Here is a 17,256-nt window from a genome sequence, read left to right as displayed (position 1 = left end):
CGGCATGAACAACAGCCCGCCGCCGACGCAGCCTGTCGCAAGCCAGCAATCAGCATTCCCGCTGGGCCTGGCGGACCTGTGCGTGAAGTGCGGCCTGTGCCTGCCCCACTGCCCGACCTACGGCCAGACCGCGCACGAAGGCGACTCGCCGCGCGGACGCATCTCGCTGATGCAGGGTCTCGCCAGCGGCGCCCTCGGCGTCACCGACAAGCTCGAAGCGCATCTCGATGGCTGTCTCGCCTGTCGTGCCTGCGAGCGCGTCTGCCCGGCGAAGGTGCCCTACGGCGAACTCATCGACGCGGGCCGCAGCCTGCTGGCGACGCAGAAGCCGTCGCGCACGCGCGTCACGAAATTGACCGGCGCAGTGCTGTCGTCGCCGATCGGCCTGCGCATCCTGCAGATGCTGCTGTGGCTGTATCGCAGCAGCGGCTTGCAGCGCCTGGTGCGCGTCAGCGGCATGCTCGGCCGCGGCAAGCTCGCGCGACTCGAATCGCTGATTCCGGAGCGCCGCTACAGCGCGCTGCCGTCCGCACCAGTGGCAACGCAGCAGGAAACCATCAGCCTGTTCACCGGCTGCGTCGGCCGTCTGGTCGACGAACCGACGCTGCGCGCGCTGGCGCGCCTGTTCCAGCACCTGGGCTATCGCGTGGACACGCCAGCAGCGCAGGGTTGTTGCGGTGCCATCCACGAGCACGGCGGCCTGCCGGAAGCGGCACAGGACAATGTCGCTCGCAATCTGCGCGCCTTCGAGAAATCCGACTGCGTCGTGCACAGCGCGAGCGGCTGCGGCGCGACGCTGGTCGACTACCCTCGTCTCGCCGACGATCAGGCCGGCGGCGCCGCCTTCGCCGCCAAGCTCGAAGATGCCTGCGGCGCATTGCTCAAGCGCTGGCCGGACCATCTGCAATTGCTGCCGCTGCCGGCCCGCGTCGCGGTTCATCTGCCCTGCACGCAGCGCAATGTGCTGCGCAACAGCGAACAGGTGCTGAGCCTGTTGAAGAAGATTCCGCAGATCGAGCTGGTGGAGCTGGACGCCACGCACCAATGCTGCGGCGCCGCCGGCACCTACTTCGTCACGCAACCGCAGATGGCGGATCAGCTGCTGCAACGCAAGCTGCAGGGCGCGACGCTGCTGCAGCCGGACTACATCGTCAGCACCAACATCGGCTGCTCGCTGCATATCGCCGGCGGTTTGCGCCGGCGCGGCGGCGGCGCGCCGGAGGTGCTGCATCCGGCGAGCTTGCTGGCGCGGCAGTTGCCGCCGTAGGGGAAATCCGGCATTCCGGTGGAAGCGGGAATAACCGATCGTCGATGGCTTACGGCGCTTGTGTTGGTGCTGGGGTTGGCGTCGATGCCGGCGGCGCGTCCGGCGCCAGATTCCCCAGCTGTCCCTCAAGACGCAGCAGCATCAGTTCCGCCATTTCCGCCTGGATGAACTCGCGCAGACGCGCTTCCTCGGCTTCCTTGGCGAGCACCTGTTCGGGCTGGAAGCTGTAGTCGCGCGTCACACGCAGCGCGCCGGGGTCAATCAGCGATTTGCCGTCGCGGAACACCTGGTACTGCACGCTGGTCACGAGGCGAAATTCGATCGCCTTGCCGTTGATGCCGACCGACAGCACTTCGCGAGTTTCATTCAGCTCGGTGAAGCGGATCTCGGTGACCCCTTCGCCACCCTCGCCGCGCACATCCGCGCCGCGGCGCTGCAGGATCGCGCGCAGCGAATTCTCCAGCGGCGGCTGCACGACCCGATACGGCGCGACGACCTTGATGTAGACCGCCTGCAGCGGCGCCGGCAGCGGACGCGTACCGGCCAGGTGAAAGCCGCAGCCGGCCAGCAGCAGCGGCAGAATCAGCAGCAGGGCTCGCAGAGGCGATTTCATGATCAGACGACGAAGTTGACGAGCTTGCCCGGCACGACGATCTGCTTCTTGATCGTCTGCCCGGCGATGAAGCGCTGGACGTTCTCGTCGGCGAGTGCAATCGCGAGAACCTCGTCCTTGCCCGCCGCCGAAGGCACGTTGATGTTGGCGCGCAGCTTGCCGTTGACCTGCACGACGATCGCCAGCTCGTCACGCGCGAGCGCCGAGTTGTCCACCTGCGGCCAGCGCTGGGCAAGGATGTCATCACCGCCGCGCAACGCCTGCCACAGCGCATGGCTCAGATGCGGCACGATGGGCTGCAGCATCAAGGTCACGGCCTCCCAGACTTCCTGCAGCACGGCACGGCCCTGCGGCGAGTTATCCTCGAAGCGCAGCGTGTCGTTGATCAGCTCCATGACCGCGGCAATCGCGGTATTGAAGGTCTTGCGGCGGCCGTAGTCGTCGCTGACCTTGGCCAGCGTTTCGTGCAGCTTCAAGCGCAGCGTCTTCTGGCCAGCATTCAATGCGGCCTTGTCGAGCGCCGGAACCGCACCGCCGTCGAGATGCGCGCGCGCACCGCGCCACAGGCGACGCAGGAAGCGCGAAGCGCCGTCGACGCCTTCGTCGCGCCATTCCAGCGATGCGTCCGGCGGCGCCGCGAACATCGCAAACAGGCGCACGGTATCGGCGCCGTACTGGTCGATCAGCGCCTGCGGGTCGATACCGTTGTTCTTCGACTTCGACATCTTCTCGACACCGCCGATCGTCACCGGCTGGCCGTCGGCCTTCAGCTTGGCGGCGATCGGCTGGGCCTTGGCGTCGAGCTCAAGCTCGACGTCGGCCGGGCTGATCCACTGCTTCTTGCCGTTGGCGTCTTCGCGGAAATAGGTTTCCTTGACGACCATGCCTTGCGTCAGCAGGCGCGTGAAGGGTTCGTCCGAGGCAACCATGCCTTCGTCGCGCATCAGCTTGTAGTAGAAGCGCGCATAGAGCAGATGCAGGATCGCGTGCTCGACGCCGCCGATGTACTGGTCGACCGGCAGCCAGTAGTTGGCGCGCTCGTCGAGCATGGCCTTGTCGCTGTCCGGGCAGGCGTAGCGCGCGTAGTACCAGCTCGACTCCATGAAGGTGTCGAAGGTGTCGGTCTCGCGCGTCGCCGCGCCGCCGCAGGACGGGCATGTGGTCTTCGCCCATTCCGGGTCGGCCTTGATCGGCGACTTCACGCCGCTGAACGCGACGTCTTCCGGCAGCACGACCGGCAGCTGGTCTTCCGGCACCGGCACGGCGTCGCACTTGGCGCAGTAAATCACCGGGATCGGGCAACCCCAGTAGCGCTGGCGCGAGACGCCCCAGTCGCGCAGGCGGAAGTTGACGCGGCGCTGGCCGGTTTTCGCCTTCTCGAAATGCGTAGCGACGGCGTCGAACGCTTGCGTGTAGCTCAGGCCGTCGAAGGCACCGGAGTTGACGGTGCGCATCTGCGGATGGGTCTTGTCGCCGTACCAGTCCTGCCACTGCGCATCGCTATAGCTTTCGCCATCAATGGAGATGACCTGCTTGATCGGCAGCTTGTACTTGTGCGCGAACGCGAAGTCGCGTTCGTCATGACCGGGCACGGCCATCACCGCGCCGGTGCCGTAACCCATCAGCACGAAGTTCGCAGCCCAGACCGGCACCTTCTCGCCGGTGACCGGGTGGATCGCGTGGATGCCCAGCGCCATGCCGCGCTTCTCGGCCAGTTCCATGTCGGCTTCGGCCACGCCACTGCGCGCGGCATCGACGAGGAACGCGGCCAGCTCGGGATTGTTCTTCGCCGCTTTCTGCGCGAGCGGATGCTCGGCGGCGACGGCCATGTAGGTCACGCCCATCAGCGTGTCTGGGCGCGTGGTGTAGACCGTCAGCGGTTCGGCTTCGCCTTCGACGACGAACTGCAGCTCGAGGCCTTCCGAGCGGCCGATCCAGTTGCGCTGCATGGTCTTGACCGCATCCGGCCAGCCTTCGAGCGTGTCGAGATCGTCGAGCAGTTCCTGCGCGTAGGCGGTGATCTTGAGGAACCACTGCGGGATTTCCTTGCGCTCGACCAGCGCGCCGGAGCGCCAGCCGCGGCCGTCGATGACCTGCTCGTTGGCGAGCACGGTCTGGTCGACCGGATCCCAGTTGACGACCGCGTTCTTGCGATAGACCAGGCCCTTGCTCATCAGCCGCGTGAACAGCAGCTGTTCCCAGCGGTAGTAGTTGGGGCGGCAGGTGTCGACGCGGCGCGACCAGTCGTAGGCGAAGCCCAGGCGCTTGAGCTGGCCGACCATGTAATCCATGTTGGCGTAGGTCCAGCTCGCCGGCAGCGTGTTGTTGGCGATGGCCGCGTTCTCGGCGGGCAGGCCGAAAGCGTCAAAGCCGATTGGCTGCAGCACGTTCTTGCCGAGCATGCGCTGGTAACGCGAGATCACGTCGCCGATCGTGTAGTTGCGCACGTGCCCCATGTGCAGCTTGCCGCTCGGGTACGGGAACATCGACAGGCAGTAGTACTTCTCCCGCGACGGATCTTCCTTCACGACGAAGGAGTTGTTATCGGCCCAGAACTGCTGGGTGGCGCCTTCGATGGCGCTGGGGTCGTACTGCTCTTGCATTGCGGCGGGCGGGCGGGAGAAAGGCTAAAGGGCGGGCATTTTATCGTAGCCCGGGTGCAACCCGGGGATTTGCGCTCACCGCAGGCCAAAAGCCCCGGATTGCATCCGGGTTACGGCCAACACTACGCGCCTTTGCGTAGGGCGGGATATCTCCCGTCCTACAGCACCCAGACGACGATCAGGCCGACCAGGCCCAGGTGCAGCGCCCACTTGCCGATCTGATAGCCGGTGCGGTGACGGGTCTTGAGCCCTTTCATGTACTGCTTGTAGCGCACCACATAGGCGCTGAAGCGGTTGCCGACGCCGGAGATGCTGCTGTCGACGTTGTCGATATAGAACAGGCTGTTGAAGAAGCGCGCGAAATAGAAGTACAGCTTCTGTACCCAGGCGATATGCAGCGGCCGGTCGATGTCGGTCATCAGGATGACGCGCGGCCGGTCGGTGTTGTTGTAGGCCGAATGCAGATAGGTCTCGTCGAAGATGATGCTGTCGCCGTCGCGCCAGGTGTAGTCCTCGCCGTTGACGACCAGGCCGCAGCCCTTGTCGTTGGGCGTCGACAGACCCAGCGAATAGCGCAGCGTCAGCGCAAAGGGATCGTGGTGGCGCGACAGCGACTTGCCCGGATTCAGCACCGCGAACAGCGCCAGGTTCATGCCGGGAATCTGGTCGATCAGCGCCCGCGTCTTCGGCGCCAGCGCCTTGGCCGAGGGGATGTCGTTGTCGTAGATCTTCAGATAGAAACTGGTCCAGCGGTTGTCGCGGTAGAAGCTGCTGCCCGGCAGATCGCCCTTGATGCCGATATGCCCCTGGCCGTGCAACGCCAGCGCCTCGTCGCGGATGACCTGCCAGTTGTCCTGCAGCAACTGCAGCTGCGGAAACTCCGAGATCTGCAGGCGCGACTTGGTCGACACCCGCGACAGCAGATAGGCCGGGATGTTGAACGGCACCATGAAGGTCGAGAAGTCCGTCAGCTGCCGCCCCCAGGACAGGTGCGCGCGGTTGCGCAGGCGCAGGAACACCAGGCTGCCCAGATAGATCAACAGCAGCACGAGCAACACAGTCATGAGACGCTAGACCCGGTGGCCTGGAAGGAGGGAAATAACGCACCCCGCCCTGATGTGCGAAAGACAGGCTCGGGGAATCGATTATTCTCCCGCCCTGAAGTTACCGAAGATGATAGTCCAGCCTCGCCCGCCCGTCAGTGGGAAAAAGCCCTTTCCGGACCCGAGCCGGCCACCGTAGCCCTGCCGCCACCGCCATGACCAGTACCCGCCACGCCCAATTGCTTGCCCGCATCGAAAGCCGCGAGGCGCTGATCGGCATCATCGGCCTGGGCTATGTCGGCCTGCCGCTGGCGCTGCGCTTCGCGCAGTGCGGACTCAAGGTGCTGGGCTTCGATGTGGATCCGGCCAAGATCGACAAGCTGGCGGCCGGCGAGAGCTACATCAACTACTTGCCGGCCGAACAGATCAAGGCGGCGACCGCCGGCGGTTTCAGTGCCACGACCGACTTCGACCGCCTCGGCGAGCCGGACGCGCTGATCATCTGCGTGCCGACGCCGCTGGACCGGCATCGCGAGCCGGATCTCAGCTTCGTGCTGAACACCGCCCGTGCCATCGCTGCCCAGCTACGCCCCGGCCAGATCGTCAGCCTGGAAAGTACGACTTATCCGGGCACGACGGACGAAGATCTGAAGCCGGTCCTGGAAGCAACGGGGCTCAAGGTTGGCGAGGACATCTTCCTGACCTTCTCGCCGGAGCGTCAGGATCCGGGCAATACCCGCTATGGCACGCATGACATCCCGAAGATCGTCGGCGGCTGTACCCCGGCCTGCCTCAAGGCGGGCGTTGCGCTGTACCAGACCGCCATCGACAAGGTCGTGCCGGTCAGCTCGCCACGCGTGGCGGAGATGGCCAAGCTGCTGGAGAACATCCATCGCGCGGTCAACATCGGCCTCGTCAACGAAATGAAGATGGTCGCGGACTCCATGGGGCTCGACATCTTCGAAGTCATCGACGCCGCGGCGACCAAGCCCTTCGGCTTCGTGCCCTACTACCCCGGCCCGGGTCTGGGCGGGCATTGCATCCCGATCGATCCGTTCTATCTGACCTGGAAGGCGCGCGAGTACGGCGTGCACACGCGCTTCATCGAGCTGGCCGGCGAGATCAACGCCGGCATGCCGCACTGGGTCGTGCACAAGGTGGCGGATGCGCTCAACACCGTCAGCAAATCCGTCCGCGGCGCGCGAATCCTGATCATCGGCATCGCCTACAAGAAGGACGTCGACGACCTACGCGAATCGCCCGCGTTGGAGTTGCTGGACCTGCTCGAGGATCGCGGCGCCAGCGTCGACTATCACGACCCGCTGATTCCGAAGATTCCGCGGATCCGGCGCGGCAACTACGACAAGGCCAGCATCGCACTCGATGCCGTCGCGGTGGGGGGTTACGACCTAGTGCTGATCGCGACCAATCACAGCGCCGTGGACTACGCGTTGCTGGCGAAGGCGGCGAAGCTGATCGTCGACACGCGAGGGCAGTACCGGGAAGCGCTGGGGAACATCGTCCGGGCCTGAAGCGCTGACAAAGCGCCATCGATAATTGCTGACAATTCCTGTCAGTCAGTGACTACAACTGACACGCCACGAACACTCCGTAATTTCATTGCCCTGAAATATAAGGAAAAATTTCTGGCTTACCGTTTGCTCCATCCCAAGCATATAGACCGCGCTGCGATGCCGGTCACGGGAGGAGTCACCGATGCAGATCAAAGCAAAGCTGTCACGCGGCTTTACGCTCATCGAACTGATGATCGTCGTCGCCATCATCGGCATCTTGGCTGCTATCGCGATCCCGGCGTATCAGGACTACACGATTCGCGCTCAGGTTACTGAGGGGATTTCATTGGCCACCGGCGCCAAGGCGGCAGTGTGGGATTTCATGTCCAATCGCGGCACCACGCCTAGCAACAACGAATCAGCCGGGCTTGCCCCCCCGGGCTCGATTACCGGCAACTATGTCGCTTCAGTGACTGTGACCAACGGACTCATCGAAGTTGAGTTCGGCAACGAGGCAAACACGAAGGTTACGGGCCAGACCATCACGATGTCGCCGACGGATGCCGGCGGCAGCATTAAATGGAGTTGCACAGGCGGCACCGTGGTCGGTAAGTATCGCCCGACCAGCTGCCGCAACTGACGCAGGACGTCAAATGCTGACAATAGTTGACACATCCGAGCAGGAACTGAGCGATGTTCGAAACCGTTTTGCAGCGCGCCTTTACGCGTTGCATTGCTGCAATTACGGAGCCGCCGAGGTTTGCGCGCAAGCGGCCGGCATGATCAGGGCAGCACGATGATCGTGGCACGGTATGTGCGCGAGGGAAGAAGCACTTTCAACGCACGCCTGCCTGCATCTGCTCAGGGGAACAGAGGTTATGTAGCTGGTTGCTGTAGAAGGCTGTAGCGGATACCGGTATCCGCACTTGACGACGTATGTTTTCAATCCCAATTGGAGAGTGAATCGATGAACAAGATGCAGAAGGGCTTCACGCTGATCGAACTGATGATTGTCGTTGCGATCATCGGCATTCTGGCCGCCATCGCCATCCCGGCCTACCAGGACTACACCATCCGCTCGCAGGTTTCGGAAGGTCTGTCGCTCGCCGCTGGCTCGAAGACCGCCGTTGCTGAGTTCTTCACCAACCGTGGCGACTGGCCGGCTGCCAACGATTCGGCTGGTGTTTCGGCCGCCGCCTCGATCACGGGCAACTACGTGACCTCGGTTACGATTGCTGATGGCGTTATCACTGTTCTGTACGGCGAAACGGCGAACCAGAAGATTCAGGGCGACAGCCTGGTTCTGTCCCCGGCCGACCAGGGTGGCAGCATCTCCTGGACCTGCGGCGCCGGTGGTACCGATCTGGAACCGAAGTACCTGCCGTCTTCCTGCCGTCAGTAAGCACACGGCTTGAGCTGCAGATGGGAGGGACCGCGAAGGCGGTCCCTCTTTTTTTGTTTTCCTCGCATGCTGCGTAAACTCGCTACAAATCTCGCAACCCGTCCGCATAGCCTTCTCCAGGTAATGGGAAAGCATTTCTTTATCCCTGCACTGGGCGCAGTTCTTTTCGCTGCACTCTGGGCATATGTGCCGGGCTTGTCCGGCGCATTCCTGTTCGATGATTTCGCCAATCTTCCTGTTCTCGGCGAAACTGGTCCGGTCCACGATTCGGCCAGCTTCTGGCGCTACATCACAGCAGGAGCCGCGGATCCCACCGGACGCCCGATCGCTTTGCTGACATTCCTGCTGGATGCGCAGGATTGGCCCGCAGATCCGCTGCCATTCAAACGTACGAATGTGCTGATCCATTTGCTCAATATCTCGCTGTTGGCGCTTTTGCTCCGGCGCCTATCTGCGATTCATTCATCGTTGAGCTCAATGCGACGCGATGCTGTCGCCGTCATCGGGGCGGCAATCTGGGGCCTGCATCCCCTGTTGGTCTCGACCACTCTCTACGTTGTCCAGCGCGAAGCGATGCTACCGGCAACCTTTGTGTTGCTCGGGTTGCTGTCTTGGCTGCGAGGGCGCAACCACCTATTGCAGGCGCGACCGCGTTTGGCAACGATCTGGATGATCGGGGGTTTGGGGCTATTCACAATGCTCGCGGTACTCAGCAAGGCAAATGGCGCCCTGCTGCCACTACTGGCCGGCGTACTCGAAATAACCGTCCTGCGCCGCGAAAAATCCCTTCCAGCTGACCACCGCCAACTCCACCGACGGCTGAACCTCTGGCTTCTGTTGATCCCCACGATGGCTCTAGTGGGTTACCTCCTGAAGATGGGCATGGATCACCTCGGAGCGGACTTGTCTGGGCAGCGGCCATGGACGCTTACAGAGCGGCTTCTGACACAGCCGCGAGTTCTGCTCGACTATCTCGCCAAATTGCTTGTTCCACGCCCCTACTCTTCCGGACTCTTCAACGACAGCTTCGTCGTGTCGCGCAGTCTGTTGAATCCAGCATCGACACTACCGGCTCTGATTCTCGTCCTAGCTATTCCAGCTTGGGCGTATCTGAAACGACAACGCCACCCCATCGCAGCCGCCGCCATCCTCTTCTATTTTGGTGGGCAGCTTCTTGAATCAACAACAATCCCTCTTGAACTCTACTTCGAGCATCGGAACTATCTGCCCGCGATGTTGCTTGGGTGGCCAATAGCCGCATACCTCGCCGGCATGCGGATCGGGCCGCCGGGAAAGCTGCGTAGCGGCATTTCGAGCACGATCGCTGCAACCGCGCTGGCTGGCATCGCACTTGTAGGGCTAACCGGCATGACCCACGCTCGCGCATCACTCTGGGGCGATACGACCGAGCAGGCTCTGGTCTGGGGAGCGATGAATCCCAGTTCGCCGCGCGCGCAGGCTTACGCAGCGCAAGCAGAGATCGCCCGCGGACGACCGGACCTTGCAATCAGGCGGCTCGAGCTGGCGCTGGATGAATCGACCGAACCACTACAACTCCGACTCAGCTTGATCAACGCATATTGCAGCGTTGGTTATCTGCCACCAGACGTACTCAAGGACGCAGAGTCCGACTTTCTGCATACGAGAAATCCCGGTAGCCTCATCGTCAACTGGACCAGGCGCGGGATCGAACGTTTGGATTCAAATCCCTGTCGAGGATTACGCATCGATGACATTGGCGCGCTCCTCAACGCCGCCGCCAAGAACCAAAATTTGAGGAAGATCGCCGGCCGCGTACAGGATTTGCAACACCTCGAAGGATTAATAGCACTGCACCGGCGAGATCCAGTAGCCGCATTGGAGCGCTTCGATGCGGCGCTGAGTGCAAACCCCAGACCAACACTCGCATTACAACAGGCCGCCCTACTAGGGTCTGCCGATGCACCCGATCTTGCAATCTTGCATCTGGATCGATGGAGCGTGATGGCTGAGAGTCCGAAACAACAGAACCCCGCTTCTGGAATGCCGACGATTCACGCCTGGGTTCTCGATATCCAGAACTACTGGCCGACCGAAATCGCTCACATGCGCCAAAAACTTCAAGCCGCTGTCCTCAGCAGGGAAGAACAACCAGCGCATCCATTAACGGACACCCAACTCCAGTGAACCCTCAGATCAAGCTTTGGGCGCGAGGCTTCGCATGGTTCTTCCTATCAGCTCTGCTGACCGCCGTTATTTACTGGCCGGGACTGAGCGGCAGTTACATTTTCGATGACTACTCGAACATCGTCGATAACACTGCTCTTCAAGTATCCGATGCAAGCATCACTGAGCTTACCCAAGCCGCTTTATCCTCACCGTCCAGTGACTTCAAGCGCCCCTTGGCTTCTCTTTCGTTTGCGCTGAACTACCTGGCAACCGGGCTTGACCCGATGCCGATGAAGCTGACGAACTTGATCTTGCACATCGTCAACGGATTCCTGCTTTTCCTGCTCGGCAAGAACCTGATGCAGGTTGTATGGAAAGACATCCCACGAGGCTCGATTCATGCGGAGCGAATTGCCGCAGTCGCTGCAGCCGGATGGTTACTGCTGCCAATCAATCTCACACCGGTACTCTATGTCGTCCAGCGCATGGAGAGCTTGGCCCAGTTTTTTGTCCTGACGGGCCTGCTGGTTTACCTGCGGATTCGAACGCCCGAACCGAACAGGTACACTCCCTGGATTTGCGCTGCGGCATTGATCGCGACGACTTCGCTCGGCATCCTTGCCAAAGAATCCGCCGTGCTCTTGCCGCTCTATGCAGCCTGCATGGAGTGGCTGATCCTTGGAGGATTTCGGAAGGGGGCAACGCAACGCACCGGATTCTTAGCACTCTACGCCGCGATATTGGCCGTCCCGATGGTGCTGGGATTGATCTGGTTGGCGCCGGATATCTTGAATCCGAATAGCTGGGCACGAAGGGACTTCAGCCTGCATGAGCGCCTTCTCACCGAAGGGCGCGTCGTGCTCGGATACATTGCTTGGACTCTACTTCCGGTTCCTGGCTGGCTCGCCTTCTATCACGACGGCTACCAAGCATCCACCAGTCTGCTGTCTCCCTGGACCACCTTGCCATCGCTGCTTGTACTCTCAGCGCTCATTGTGGCGGGTTTCCGGCTGAGAATTAGTCGACCGCTGTTCGCACTGGGAGTGGCCTGGTACTTCTCGGCTCATGCGCTCACAGCCACTGTTCTCCCACTGGAACTGGTGTTTGAGCATCGGAATTATTTTGCGAGCTACGGCGTGCTGCTCGCACTACTTTCCACCCTTCTTCCGCCCGCCGAAAGATCGAATGTTCGATCCGGACAACCACAGGGCCAGCCGTTCGACTTGATCGCAACGGGTCGTATCTGCGTTGGAGTATTGCTGGTCACATGGGCAGGATTCACCGCAATGTCGGCTAGCATCTGGGGAAATCCGCTGCGCCTCGGTCTGGAGTTGGAGGCTCGCGCACCAAACTCGCCGCGCGCTCAATACGAGATTGGAAAGACTTATCTGACCTACTCGGGATACGAGGCATCTTCGCCGTTCATAGGACTCGCCACCAAAGCTTTCGAGGCCTCCATGGAGAAAAGCCCTAAAGGATCCATCCTTCCAGAGCAGGCGCTGGTTTTCATGGCATCCAGAATGAATCTCGCAATTGAAGCACGCTGGTGGGACTCCATGGTCAACAAGCTGAAGGCAGCTCCACCCTCAGTGGAGGACGAAGGCGCGATTGCATCCTTGACGCGTTGCGCCCGTAACCATCTCTGCCAGCTGCCGGTGGATAGAATGCTTGGCATCTACGCGGCCGCACTTGAGCACCCCGATCCCAGCGCGATACTCCAGGCAGCCTACGGCGACTATGCCTGGAACGTTCTGGATGACAAGGAACTCGGGCTGAGAATGGCGGAATCTGCCTCGCGCCAGTCGCCGAAGGACCCCGTATATCTCATAACACATATCAAGATGCTGGCCGCTTTGTCGAGGAACGACGAAGCGGCAGCACGAATTCAGGATCTGATGAAACTTCCGGGTTGGAACAGCACGCACGCCGTGGAACAAGCACTGCGAAGCACCGCGGAAAAGGAGCCTTCCCCTTCGGCTGGACTGACCGTCAGCCCCTAGGCTAACCACTGCCCGCCGCTAAAGTGACGTCGTTACTGCAACGTACCAGCTGGATTGGCTTTGAACGCCTGCTGCGCGCGGGCAGCCTGATCGTTGCTCAGCTGCTGTTGGCCCAGTATCTGGGACTTGAAGACTACGGACGATTCACTGCCCTTTCGGCATACATTGCGATTGCCTGCGTCGTCGGGGCGTTGGGCCTGGATGGCGGCTTGATTCAGAAAATTCTGCATGCCTCGGGTGGAAGCGCCTATCCGCAATTGCTGCTTCTCAGACTGGTCGCGGGGATCTTATTCGCCTTTGTAGGCGCATCACTGGTATTTCTTCTATGGATTGAGAGAAATCCGGTCTGTCTGCTGCTATCCGCCGGCATCGCCGTCTGTTCAATGCAGGATTTCCTGGAGGCCCCCTACCTCTTGGGGCGGCGACTGCCGCATCTGCTGTCCGCTCGCGCTGTCGTGGTCCTGCTGGGGTTGGGAGCAAAACTGGCCGCCGCAATCTGGGTCGGGACGCTCGAAGCGGTCCTCGCGGCCTGGTTCGCAGAATCACTGGCGCTGGCTGCGCTGCACTTGTGGTTGCTTCCGAGCGACTTTCGAAAACAGGCCAATGCGGTACCGCCAAGCTGGTTTGCAGACCTTTCCAGAACTGCGTTGCCCCTGTGGTTGTCCGGGATAGCAATTTGCGCATACCTGCGAGCGGATCAGCTCATCGTCGCGAAGTTGCTCCCCCCCGAAGAGCTGGCTATGTATGGCGCCGCGCAACGCCTGTTCGAGGCCTCTTTTCTCGTGCAGCAAAGCCTTATCGCTGTACTGCTTGCGCCGTATCTGGCGGCCAGACAGCGTAGCGACATCGAGGGCTCCCGGTTCCTTCAACGCACGGCTATTGCGGTGATTGCCCTGAGCTCCGCTGCGGCTCTCACAGCCATTCTTAGCGCCGACCTTCTGGTCAATACACTTTTCGGCGCGAGATTCTCGGCAGCCGTGCCGCTCTTTCAAAATCTTTGCCTCGCCCTCCCGGTCGTCGCCTGGGGAATTTTGCGCTCGTTATGGATATATTCGAATCGGCTAGGTTGGGCGGCTCTGGGGCAAAATCTCGTCGCAGCCGCACTCGGTATAAGCTTGAACATTGCGCTGATTCCAATAGGCGGCACAGACTATGTTTCGCGGGTTTATGTGCTCTGCGTTCTTTGTGCGTTCGTAATCAGCGGTTTTTTTATTCCGTCCATGCGTGACCTGCACCGACAGCTGACCCAGCCAATTCGATTACAGAGATGATGACTGCAGAGTGGATCAAGACCATCGAAAAGGATGGTTACGTGGAAGTACCGGGCTTCATCGGGGCAGCTCAACTTGCGGCCATCGGACCAGCCATCGAGAGAGGCTTCGCTCGTCCAATGATCAACGGACAGCTGGGTTATGTGAAGGTGCACAACTACCGCTACTTGTTTCAATCTCTGTCGTGGCACCCTGAGATTGTCAACATTTATACGGATCGGCGCCTGCTGGATCTGGTGGAAGCTTACGGTAGCAGCCCGGCCCATCTATCGAACTTTCGAATCTATAGATCCTACCCCGATCGATCCGCACGCATGGCCTGGCATGTTGATAACAAGGAGGATCGCTGGGATGAAGCTAGCGATCGCTTCGTGACGACAATGCGTAAGGATGATCGCGGGCTGATACTCATTGCTTATCTCTCAGACGTTGAACGTGGCGGACTGCAGATTGTTCGGGGAAGCCATCAATGGACGGCACAATCCGAGCGCGAGCAATGGGACGACGTCGTCGGCACGCATCAACAGGACGTAGTGACGTTCAACAATCGAAAAGCGGGGACGGCGATCATCTACGACTATCGGTGCATCCATCGGGCGGAACCTTATTTTGATGGTCGCCACCGCACCTCACTTTTCGGACAGTATTCCCCTGCGCACATGCCGGCCGGTGAGCCAATCTTGCTGCCTACCTCATTTCTCGCGGCGTTGAGCGAACGGCAACAGTACGCACTGAACTTTGGAGTGCCTTCAACCACTCTGAACTGGCCGATCGGAAATCCTGCCGAGCTGATGGTCGACCGCTCCATGTCAAAGGCCTTATCCCTGTTGATCGGCAGTCGAGCAAAACGCTGGCTGCGGGCGCTTCGATCATGACGGTTAATGTCACCGACCCTGCGTCGCATTTGGTCGATACCGAGGTTGGTAATCTCGGTGACTTGATCATTCGAGAGGCAATCGAGAGAGAGCTGCGCGGAATCGACCTGACGCCGCATTGGATCAGTTACGACACTCGAATCGATAGCGGACATCTCGTGATCGGTGGCGCCAACGTAGTTGGGAACCTTCCGTTCATTCGTCGGGCATTATGGAACCCAGCACCTCATCTAATGAGCGGACATCGGGCGATCTTGTTTGGAGTCGGATGGTGGAAATACCAAAGGCGATCCGACCCTCTTACGGCGTTGACCTACCGCCGAAGCCTTGAACGCACCGGACTCCACTCTGTGCGTGATGGATACACCCGCAATCGACTGATCGCAATCGGCGTGCGCAATGTCATCAACACGGCTTGCCCCACGGCTTGGCGGCTTCAAGACAGTATCGAGCAGCGCTGGCCAGACGAACTCGTGGTGACGATTACCGACTACAGTCGGGCGCCAGAGCACGATTCGGCAATGCTCCATCATTTGCTGGCAACTGGATTTCGCCTGACCCTTTGGCCTCAGGGCACCGAAGACGCCAACTATCTCAACGAGCTATGCCAACTCGATCCAGCGCTGAAGGCAATCACTTTACTCCCACGCAGTTTGGAAGCGCTTGATCAACGATTGAAGGCCGGCGCGGGATTCATTGGAACTCGTCTCCATAGCGGAATTCGCTCACTGCAACACCATCGTCCAACTATTGTCGTCGCCATCGACAATCGTGCCATCGAGCTCGGCAAAGACATCGGCATTCCAGTTGCTATGCGTGGCGATCTGGGGGCCATCGACCGCTTGCTCAAGCAGAAGCGAGTCGATCTGAAGATTCCGCACGAACGTATTGAGACGTTTCTGGATGCGTTCTCAGCAGCGATACGCTCGACAGCTGGTGTGCACTGATCCATGCAGTGTCGCTCGGCCAAATTGGGCGCTGGATGAGCATCCGCGAACATTCGATGATTCGCGCTTGGGCGCGCAACTGGGTTCCACCGGCTTTGCTGCACTTCGCTCGCAGATTGCCGGGGACTGCATCGCGATACCAAGGCCCGTTTAGCAATTGGGCTGCGGCTGAGAAATGCAGTGTTGGCTACAAGGCCGCGGATATTCTCCAGCGCGTCTACAACTCGACACTTTGGGCACTCGACGCTCCCAATCGCTACGAACAAGACAGCGTGCGTTTTACCGGCCAATGTCCTCCCAGCCACGCACTGGAGGCTGTCTTACTGGGGCTCACCATCGCGGACGTTGAGCCGATTGTCTGGGATATCGGTGGCGCACTTGGAAGTCACTACCTTCGCTGGCGCTCGTGGATGGAAGCTTCACGGTTAAGCCATTGGCGCATCATCGAACAAAGACACTTTGTTACTGCGGGCACGTCGCTTTTTGAAGGGCGGAGAGAGCCACTCTCGTTTCATGAGTCTCTGCATGAACTTTCCCCTGAGGCGCCCGCAGTCGCTTTGCTGTCCAGCGTGCTGCAGTACATTCCTCTCGAAGAAGACCCGCTTGATGCGATTAGACAAGCCGGCCCGCGGATTATTGTCATTGACCGCACACCGTTCAGTGCAGATGGGAACGAGCACATTCTGATACAGCACACGCCGAGCAAAATCTACACGGCAAGCTATCCTCTCAGAACAGTTTCGCAAACCAGAATTAGTGCGGTTCTGGGCTCTGAGTACAGGTTGCTACAGAGCTTCGATACGAACGATGGTGCAATTGCGATACCCGGAGTTTCTGCCAAGTACCAAGGTCAGATATGGATAAGAGTTTGACCCGCTCAGTGGTCGGCATCCTTGGCTTCGCGAGCCCGTTCTTTCTCGCTCAACGCGCACTGGCCAAAGCGATCCAGCATCATGCCAAGAACTGTAACGGGCGATTACTTGACGTCGGCTGTGGCACTCAACCATACCGGCAGTTCTTTAGGTCAGATGAGTACTGGGGCATCGAAGTCATGACTCAGGGGCAGCATGGGAGTCGGAAAGCTGCGGATGCCTATTTTGATGGCTTGCACCTTCCGTTTGCGGATGGCTCGTTCGACGTCATTTTCTGCAGTCAGGTCCTTGAGCATGTGTTCCGGCCGGAACAGTTCATCAGCGAGTTGGCCCGGACATCAAGAACTGAAGCGAAACTGCTGCTCACCGTTCCATTTGTTTGGGATGAACATGAGCAACCTTACGACTACGGCAGATACTCATCATTCGGACTCCGGAGCTTGCTCCAGGAGCAGGGATTCGAGATCGTCGAACATACGAAGACCCTTGCTGATGCATCGATTATTGTGCAGCTTTCTCTGGCCTATCTTTACAAGGTATGCGCCCGTGTACCGCAACCGTTGCGCACACTTTTCATGACCACAATGGCCATTCCACTCAATGCCGTCGGATTACTTCTCACGGCGATCTCGCCTCGCAACCACGATCTTTATCTCGATAATGTCGTCTTGTGCCGGCTTGTTCGGGATAACGGTGAATAG

General features: G+C 60.1%; 14 protein-coding genes. 11 read left to right on the top strand and 3 right to left on the bottom strand.

Annotated features, from left to right (window positions below; translation table 11 throughout):
* Positions 1 to 4 precede the first annotated feature (4 nt).
* Positions 5 to 1,267 carry a (Fe-S)-binding protein gene (locus AC3WUF_RS05445; protein ID WP_492423198.1) on the top strand — a complete coding sequence of 421 codons (1,263 nt, stop codon included), beginning with the start codon at positions 5 to 7 and terminating at the stop codon, positions 1,265 to 1,267.
* Between the two features lie 49 nt (positions 1,268 to 1,316).
* On the opposite strand, the gene AC3WUF_RS05440 is transcribed toward AC3WUF_RS05445, so the two are convergent.
* The 3 genes from AC3WUF_RS05440 to AC3WUF_RS05430 all read right to left on the bottom strand — a co-directional run bounded on the left by AC3WUF_RS05440 (position 1,317) and on the right by AC3WUF_RS05430 (position 5,547).
* Entirely contained in the window at positions 1,317 to 1,880 is a 564-nt protein-coding gene (locus tag AC3WUF_RS05440) for an LPS-assembly lipoprotein LptE (RefSeq protein ID WP_492423196.1), read from the bottom strand.
* Between the two features lie 2 nt (positions 1,881 to 1,882).
* A complete protein-coding gene (leuS, locus tag AC3WUF_RS05435) occupies positions 1,883 to 4,483 on the bottom strand; it encodes a leucine--tRNA ligase (RefSeq protein WP_492423194.1) in 2,601 nt (866 codons plus the stop codon).
* Positions 4,484 to 4,641: 158 nt separating this feature from the next.
* Entirely contained in the window at positions 4,642 to 5,547 is a 906-nt protein-coding gene (locus AC3WUF_RS05430; RefSeq protein WP_492423192.1) for an aspartyl/asparaginyl beta-hydroxylase domain-containing protein, read from the bottom strand.
* Between the two features lie 194 nt (positions 5,548 to 5,741).
* Here AC3WUF_RS05430 and AC3WUF_RS05425 point away from each other — a divergent pair, with 194 nt between their 5' ends.
* From AC3WUF_RS05425 to AC3WUF_RS05380, 10 genes are all read left to right on the top strand, one after another.
* On the top strand, positions 5,742 to 7,058 hold the full coding sequence (locus AC3WUF_RS05425; RefSeq protein ID WP_492423190.1) for a nucleotide sugar dehydrogenase: 1,317 nt from the start codon (positions 5,742 to 5,744) through the stop codon (positions 7,056 to 7,058).
* Between the two features lie 184 nt (positions 7,059 to 7,242).
* Complete coding sequence (locus AC3WUF_RS05420; protein ID WP_492423188.1) at positions 7,243 to 7,680, top strand: pilin; 438 nt, start codon at positions 7,243 to 7,245, stop codon at positions 7,678 to 7,680.
* 327 nt (positions 7,681 to 8,007) lie between these two features.
* On the top strand, positions 8,008 to 8,442 hold the full coding sequence (locus tag AC3WUF_RS05415) for a pilin (protein ID WP_492423186.1): 435 nt from the start codon (positions 8,008 to 8,010) through the stop codon (positions 8,440 to 8,442).
* A 66-nt stretch (positions 8,443 to 8,508) separates the two neighbouring features.
* A complete protein-coding gene (locus tag AC3WUF_RS05410; RefSeq protein WP_492423184.1) occupies positions 8,509 to 10,608 on the top strand; it encodes a tetratricopeptide repeat protein in 2,100 nt (699 codons plus the stop codon).
* Positions 10,605 to 12,590: a hypothetical protein gene (locus AC3WUF_RS05405; RefSeq protein WP_492423182.1), complete on the top strand. Its 1,986-nt coding sequence runs from the start codon at positions 10,605 to 10,607 to the stop codon at positions 12,588 to 12,590. Before AC3WUF_RS05410 ends, AC3WUF_RS05405 begins: the two co-directional genes overlap by 4 nt.
* Before the next feature lie 23 nt (positions 12,591 to 12,613).
* Positions 12,614 to 13,861, top strand: coding sequence for a lipopolysaccharide biosynthesis protein (locus AC3WUF_RS05400; protein ID WP_492423180.1), 1,248 nt, complete (start codon positions 12,614 to 12,616; stop codon positions 13,859 to 13,861).
* Positions 13,858 to 14,736: a phytanoyl-CoA dioxygenase family protein gene (locus AC3WUF_RS05395; RefSeq protein WP_492423178.1), complete on the top strand. Its 879-nt coding sequence runs from the start codon at positions 13,858 to 13,860 to the stop codon at positions 14,734 to 14,736. The genes AC3WUF_RS05400 and AC3WUF_RS05395 overlap by 4 nt, the downstream gene beginning before the upstream one ends.
* A complete protein-coding gene (locus AC3WUF_RS05390; protein WP_492423176.1) occupies positions 14,733 to 15,683 on the top strand; it encodes a polysaccharide pyruvyl transferase family protein in 951 nt (316 codons plus the stop codon). The genes AC3WUF_RS05395 and AC3WUF_RS05390 overlap by 4 nt, the downstream gene beginning before the upstream one ends.
* A 35-nt stretch (positions 15,684 to 15,718) precedes the next feature.
* Positions 15,719 to 16,555: a methyltransferase, TIGR04325 family gene (locus tag AC3WUF_RS05385; RefSeq protein WP_492423174.1), complete on the top strand. Its 837-nt coding sequence runs from the start codon at positions 15,719 to 15,721 to the stop codon at positions 16,553 to 16,555.
* On the top strand, positions 16,540 to 17,256 hold the full coding sequence (locus AC3WUF_RS05380; RefSeq protein ID WP_492423172.1) for a class I SAM-dependent methyltransferase: 717 nt from the start codon (positions 16,540 to 16,542) through the stop codon (positions 17,254 to 17,256). The genes AC3WUF_RS05385 and AC3WUF_RS05380 overlap by 16 nt, the downstream gene beginning before the upstream one ends.

The sequence above is a fragment of the Fontimonas sp. FW305-C-3 genome, from assembly GCF_058783185.1.
The sequence above is the reverse complement of the archived record's forward strand: the minus strand, read 5'-3'. Positions and strand labels throughout refer to the sequence as shown.

Bases quoted from the DNA above. Each gene is read 5' to 3' on its own strand.
- AC3WUF_RS05445 (WP_492423198.1), top strand. From the start codon at position 5: ATGAACAACAGCCCGCCGCCGACGCAGCCTGTCGCAAGCCAGCAATCA.
- AC3WUF_RS05440 (WP_492423196.1), bottom strand. From the start codon at position 1,880: ATGAAATCGCCTCTGCGAGCCCTGCTGCTGATTCTGCCGCTGCTGCTG.
- leuS (WP_492423194.1), bottom strand. From the start codon at position 4,483: ATGCAAGAGCAGTACGACCCCAGCGCCATCGAAGGCGCCACCCAGCAG.
- AC3WUF_RS05430 (WP_492423192.1), bottom strand. From the start codon at position 5,547: ATGACTGTGTTGCTCGTGCTGCTGTTGATCTATCTGGGCAGCCTGGTG.
- AC3WUF_RS05425 (WP_492423190.1), top strand. From the start codon at position 5,742: ATGACCAGTACCCGCCACGCCCAATTGCTTGCCCGCATCGAAAGCCGC.
- AC3WUF_RS05420 (WP_492423188.1), top strand. From the start codon at position 7,243: ATGCAGATCAAAGCAAAGCTGTCACGCGGCTTTACGCTCATCGAACTG.
- AC3WUF_RS05415 (WP_492423186.1), top strand. From the start codon at position 8,008: ATGAACAAGATGCAGAAGGGCTTCACGCTGATCGAACTGATGATTGTC.
- AC3WUF_RS05410 (WP_492423184.1), top strand. From the start codon at position 8,509: ATGCTGCGTAAACTCGCTACAAATCTCGCAACCCGTCCGCATAGCCTT.
- AC3WUF_RS05395 (WP_492423178.1), top strand. From the start codon at position 13,858: ATGATGACTGCAGAGTGGATCAAGACCATCGAAAAGGATGGTTACGTG.
- AC3WUF_RS05390 (WP_492423176.1), top strand. From the start codon at position 14,733: ATGACGGTTAATGTCACCGACCCTGCGTCGCATTTGGTCGATACCGAG.
- AC3WUF_RS05385 (WP_492423174.1), top strand. From the start codon at position 15,719: ATGAGCATCCGCGAACATTCGATGATTCGCGCTTGGGCGCGCAACTGG.
- AC3WUF_RS05380 (WP_492423172.1), top strand. From the start codon at position 16,540: ATGGATAAGAGTTTGACCCGCTCAGTGGTCGGCATCCTTGGCTTCGCG.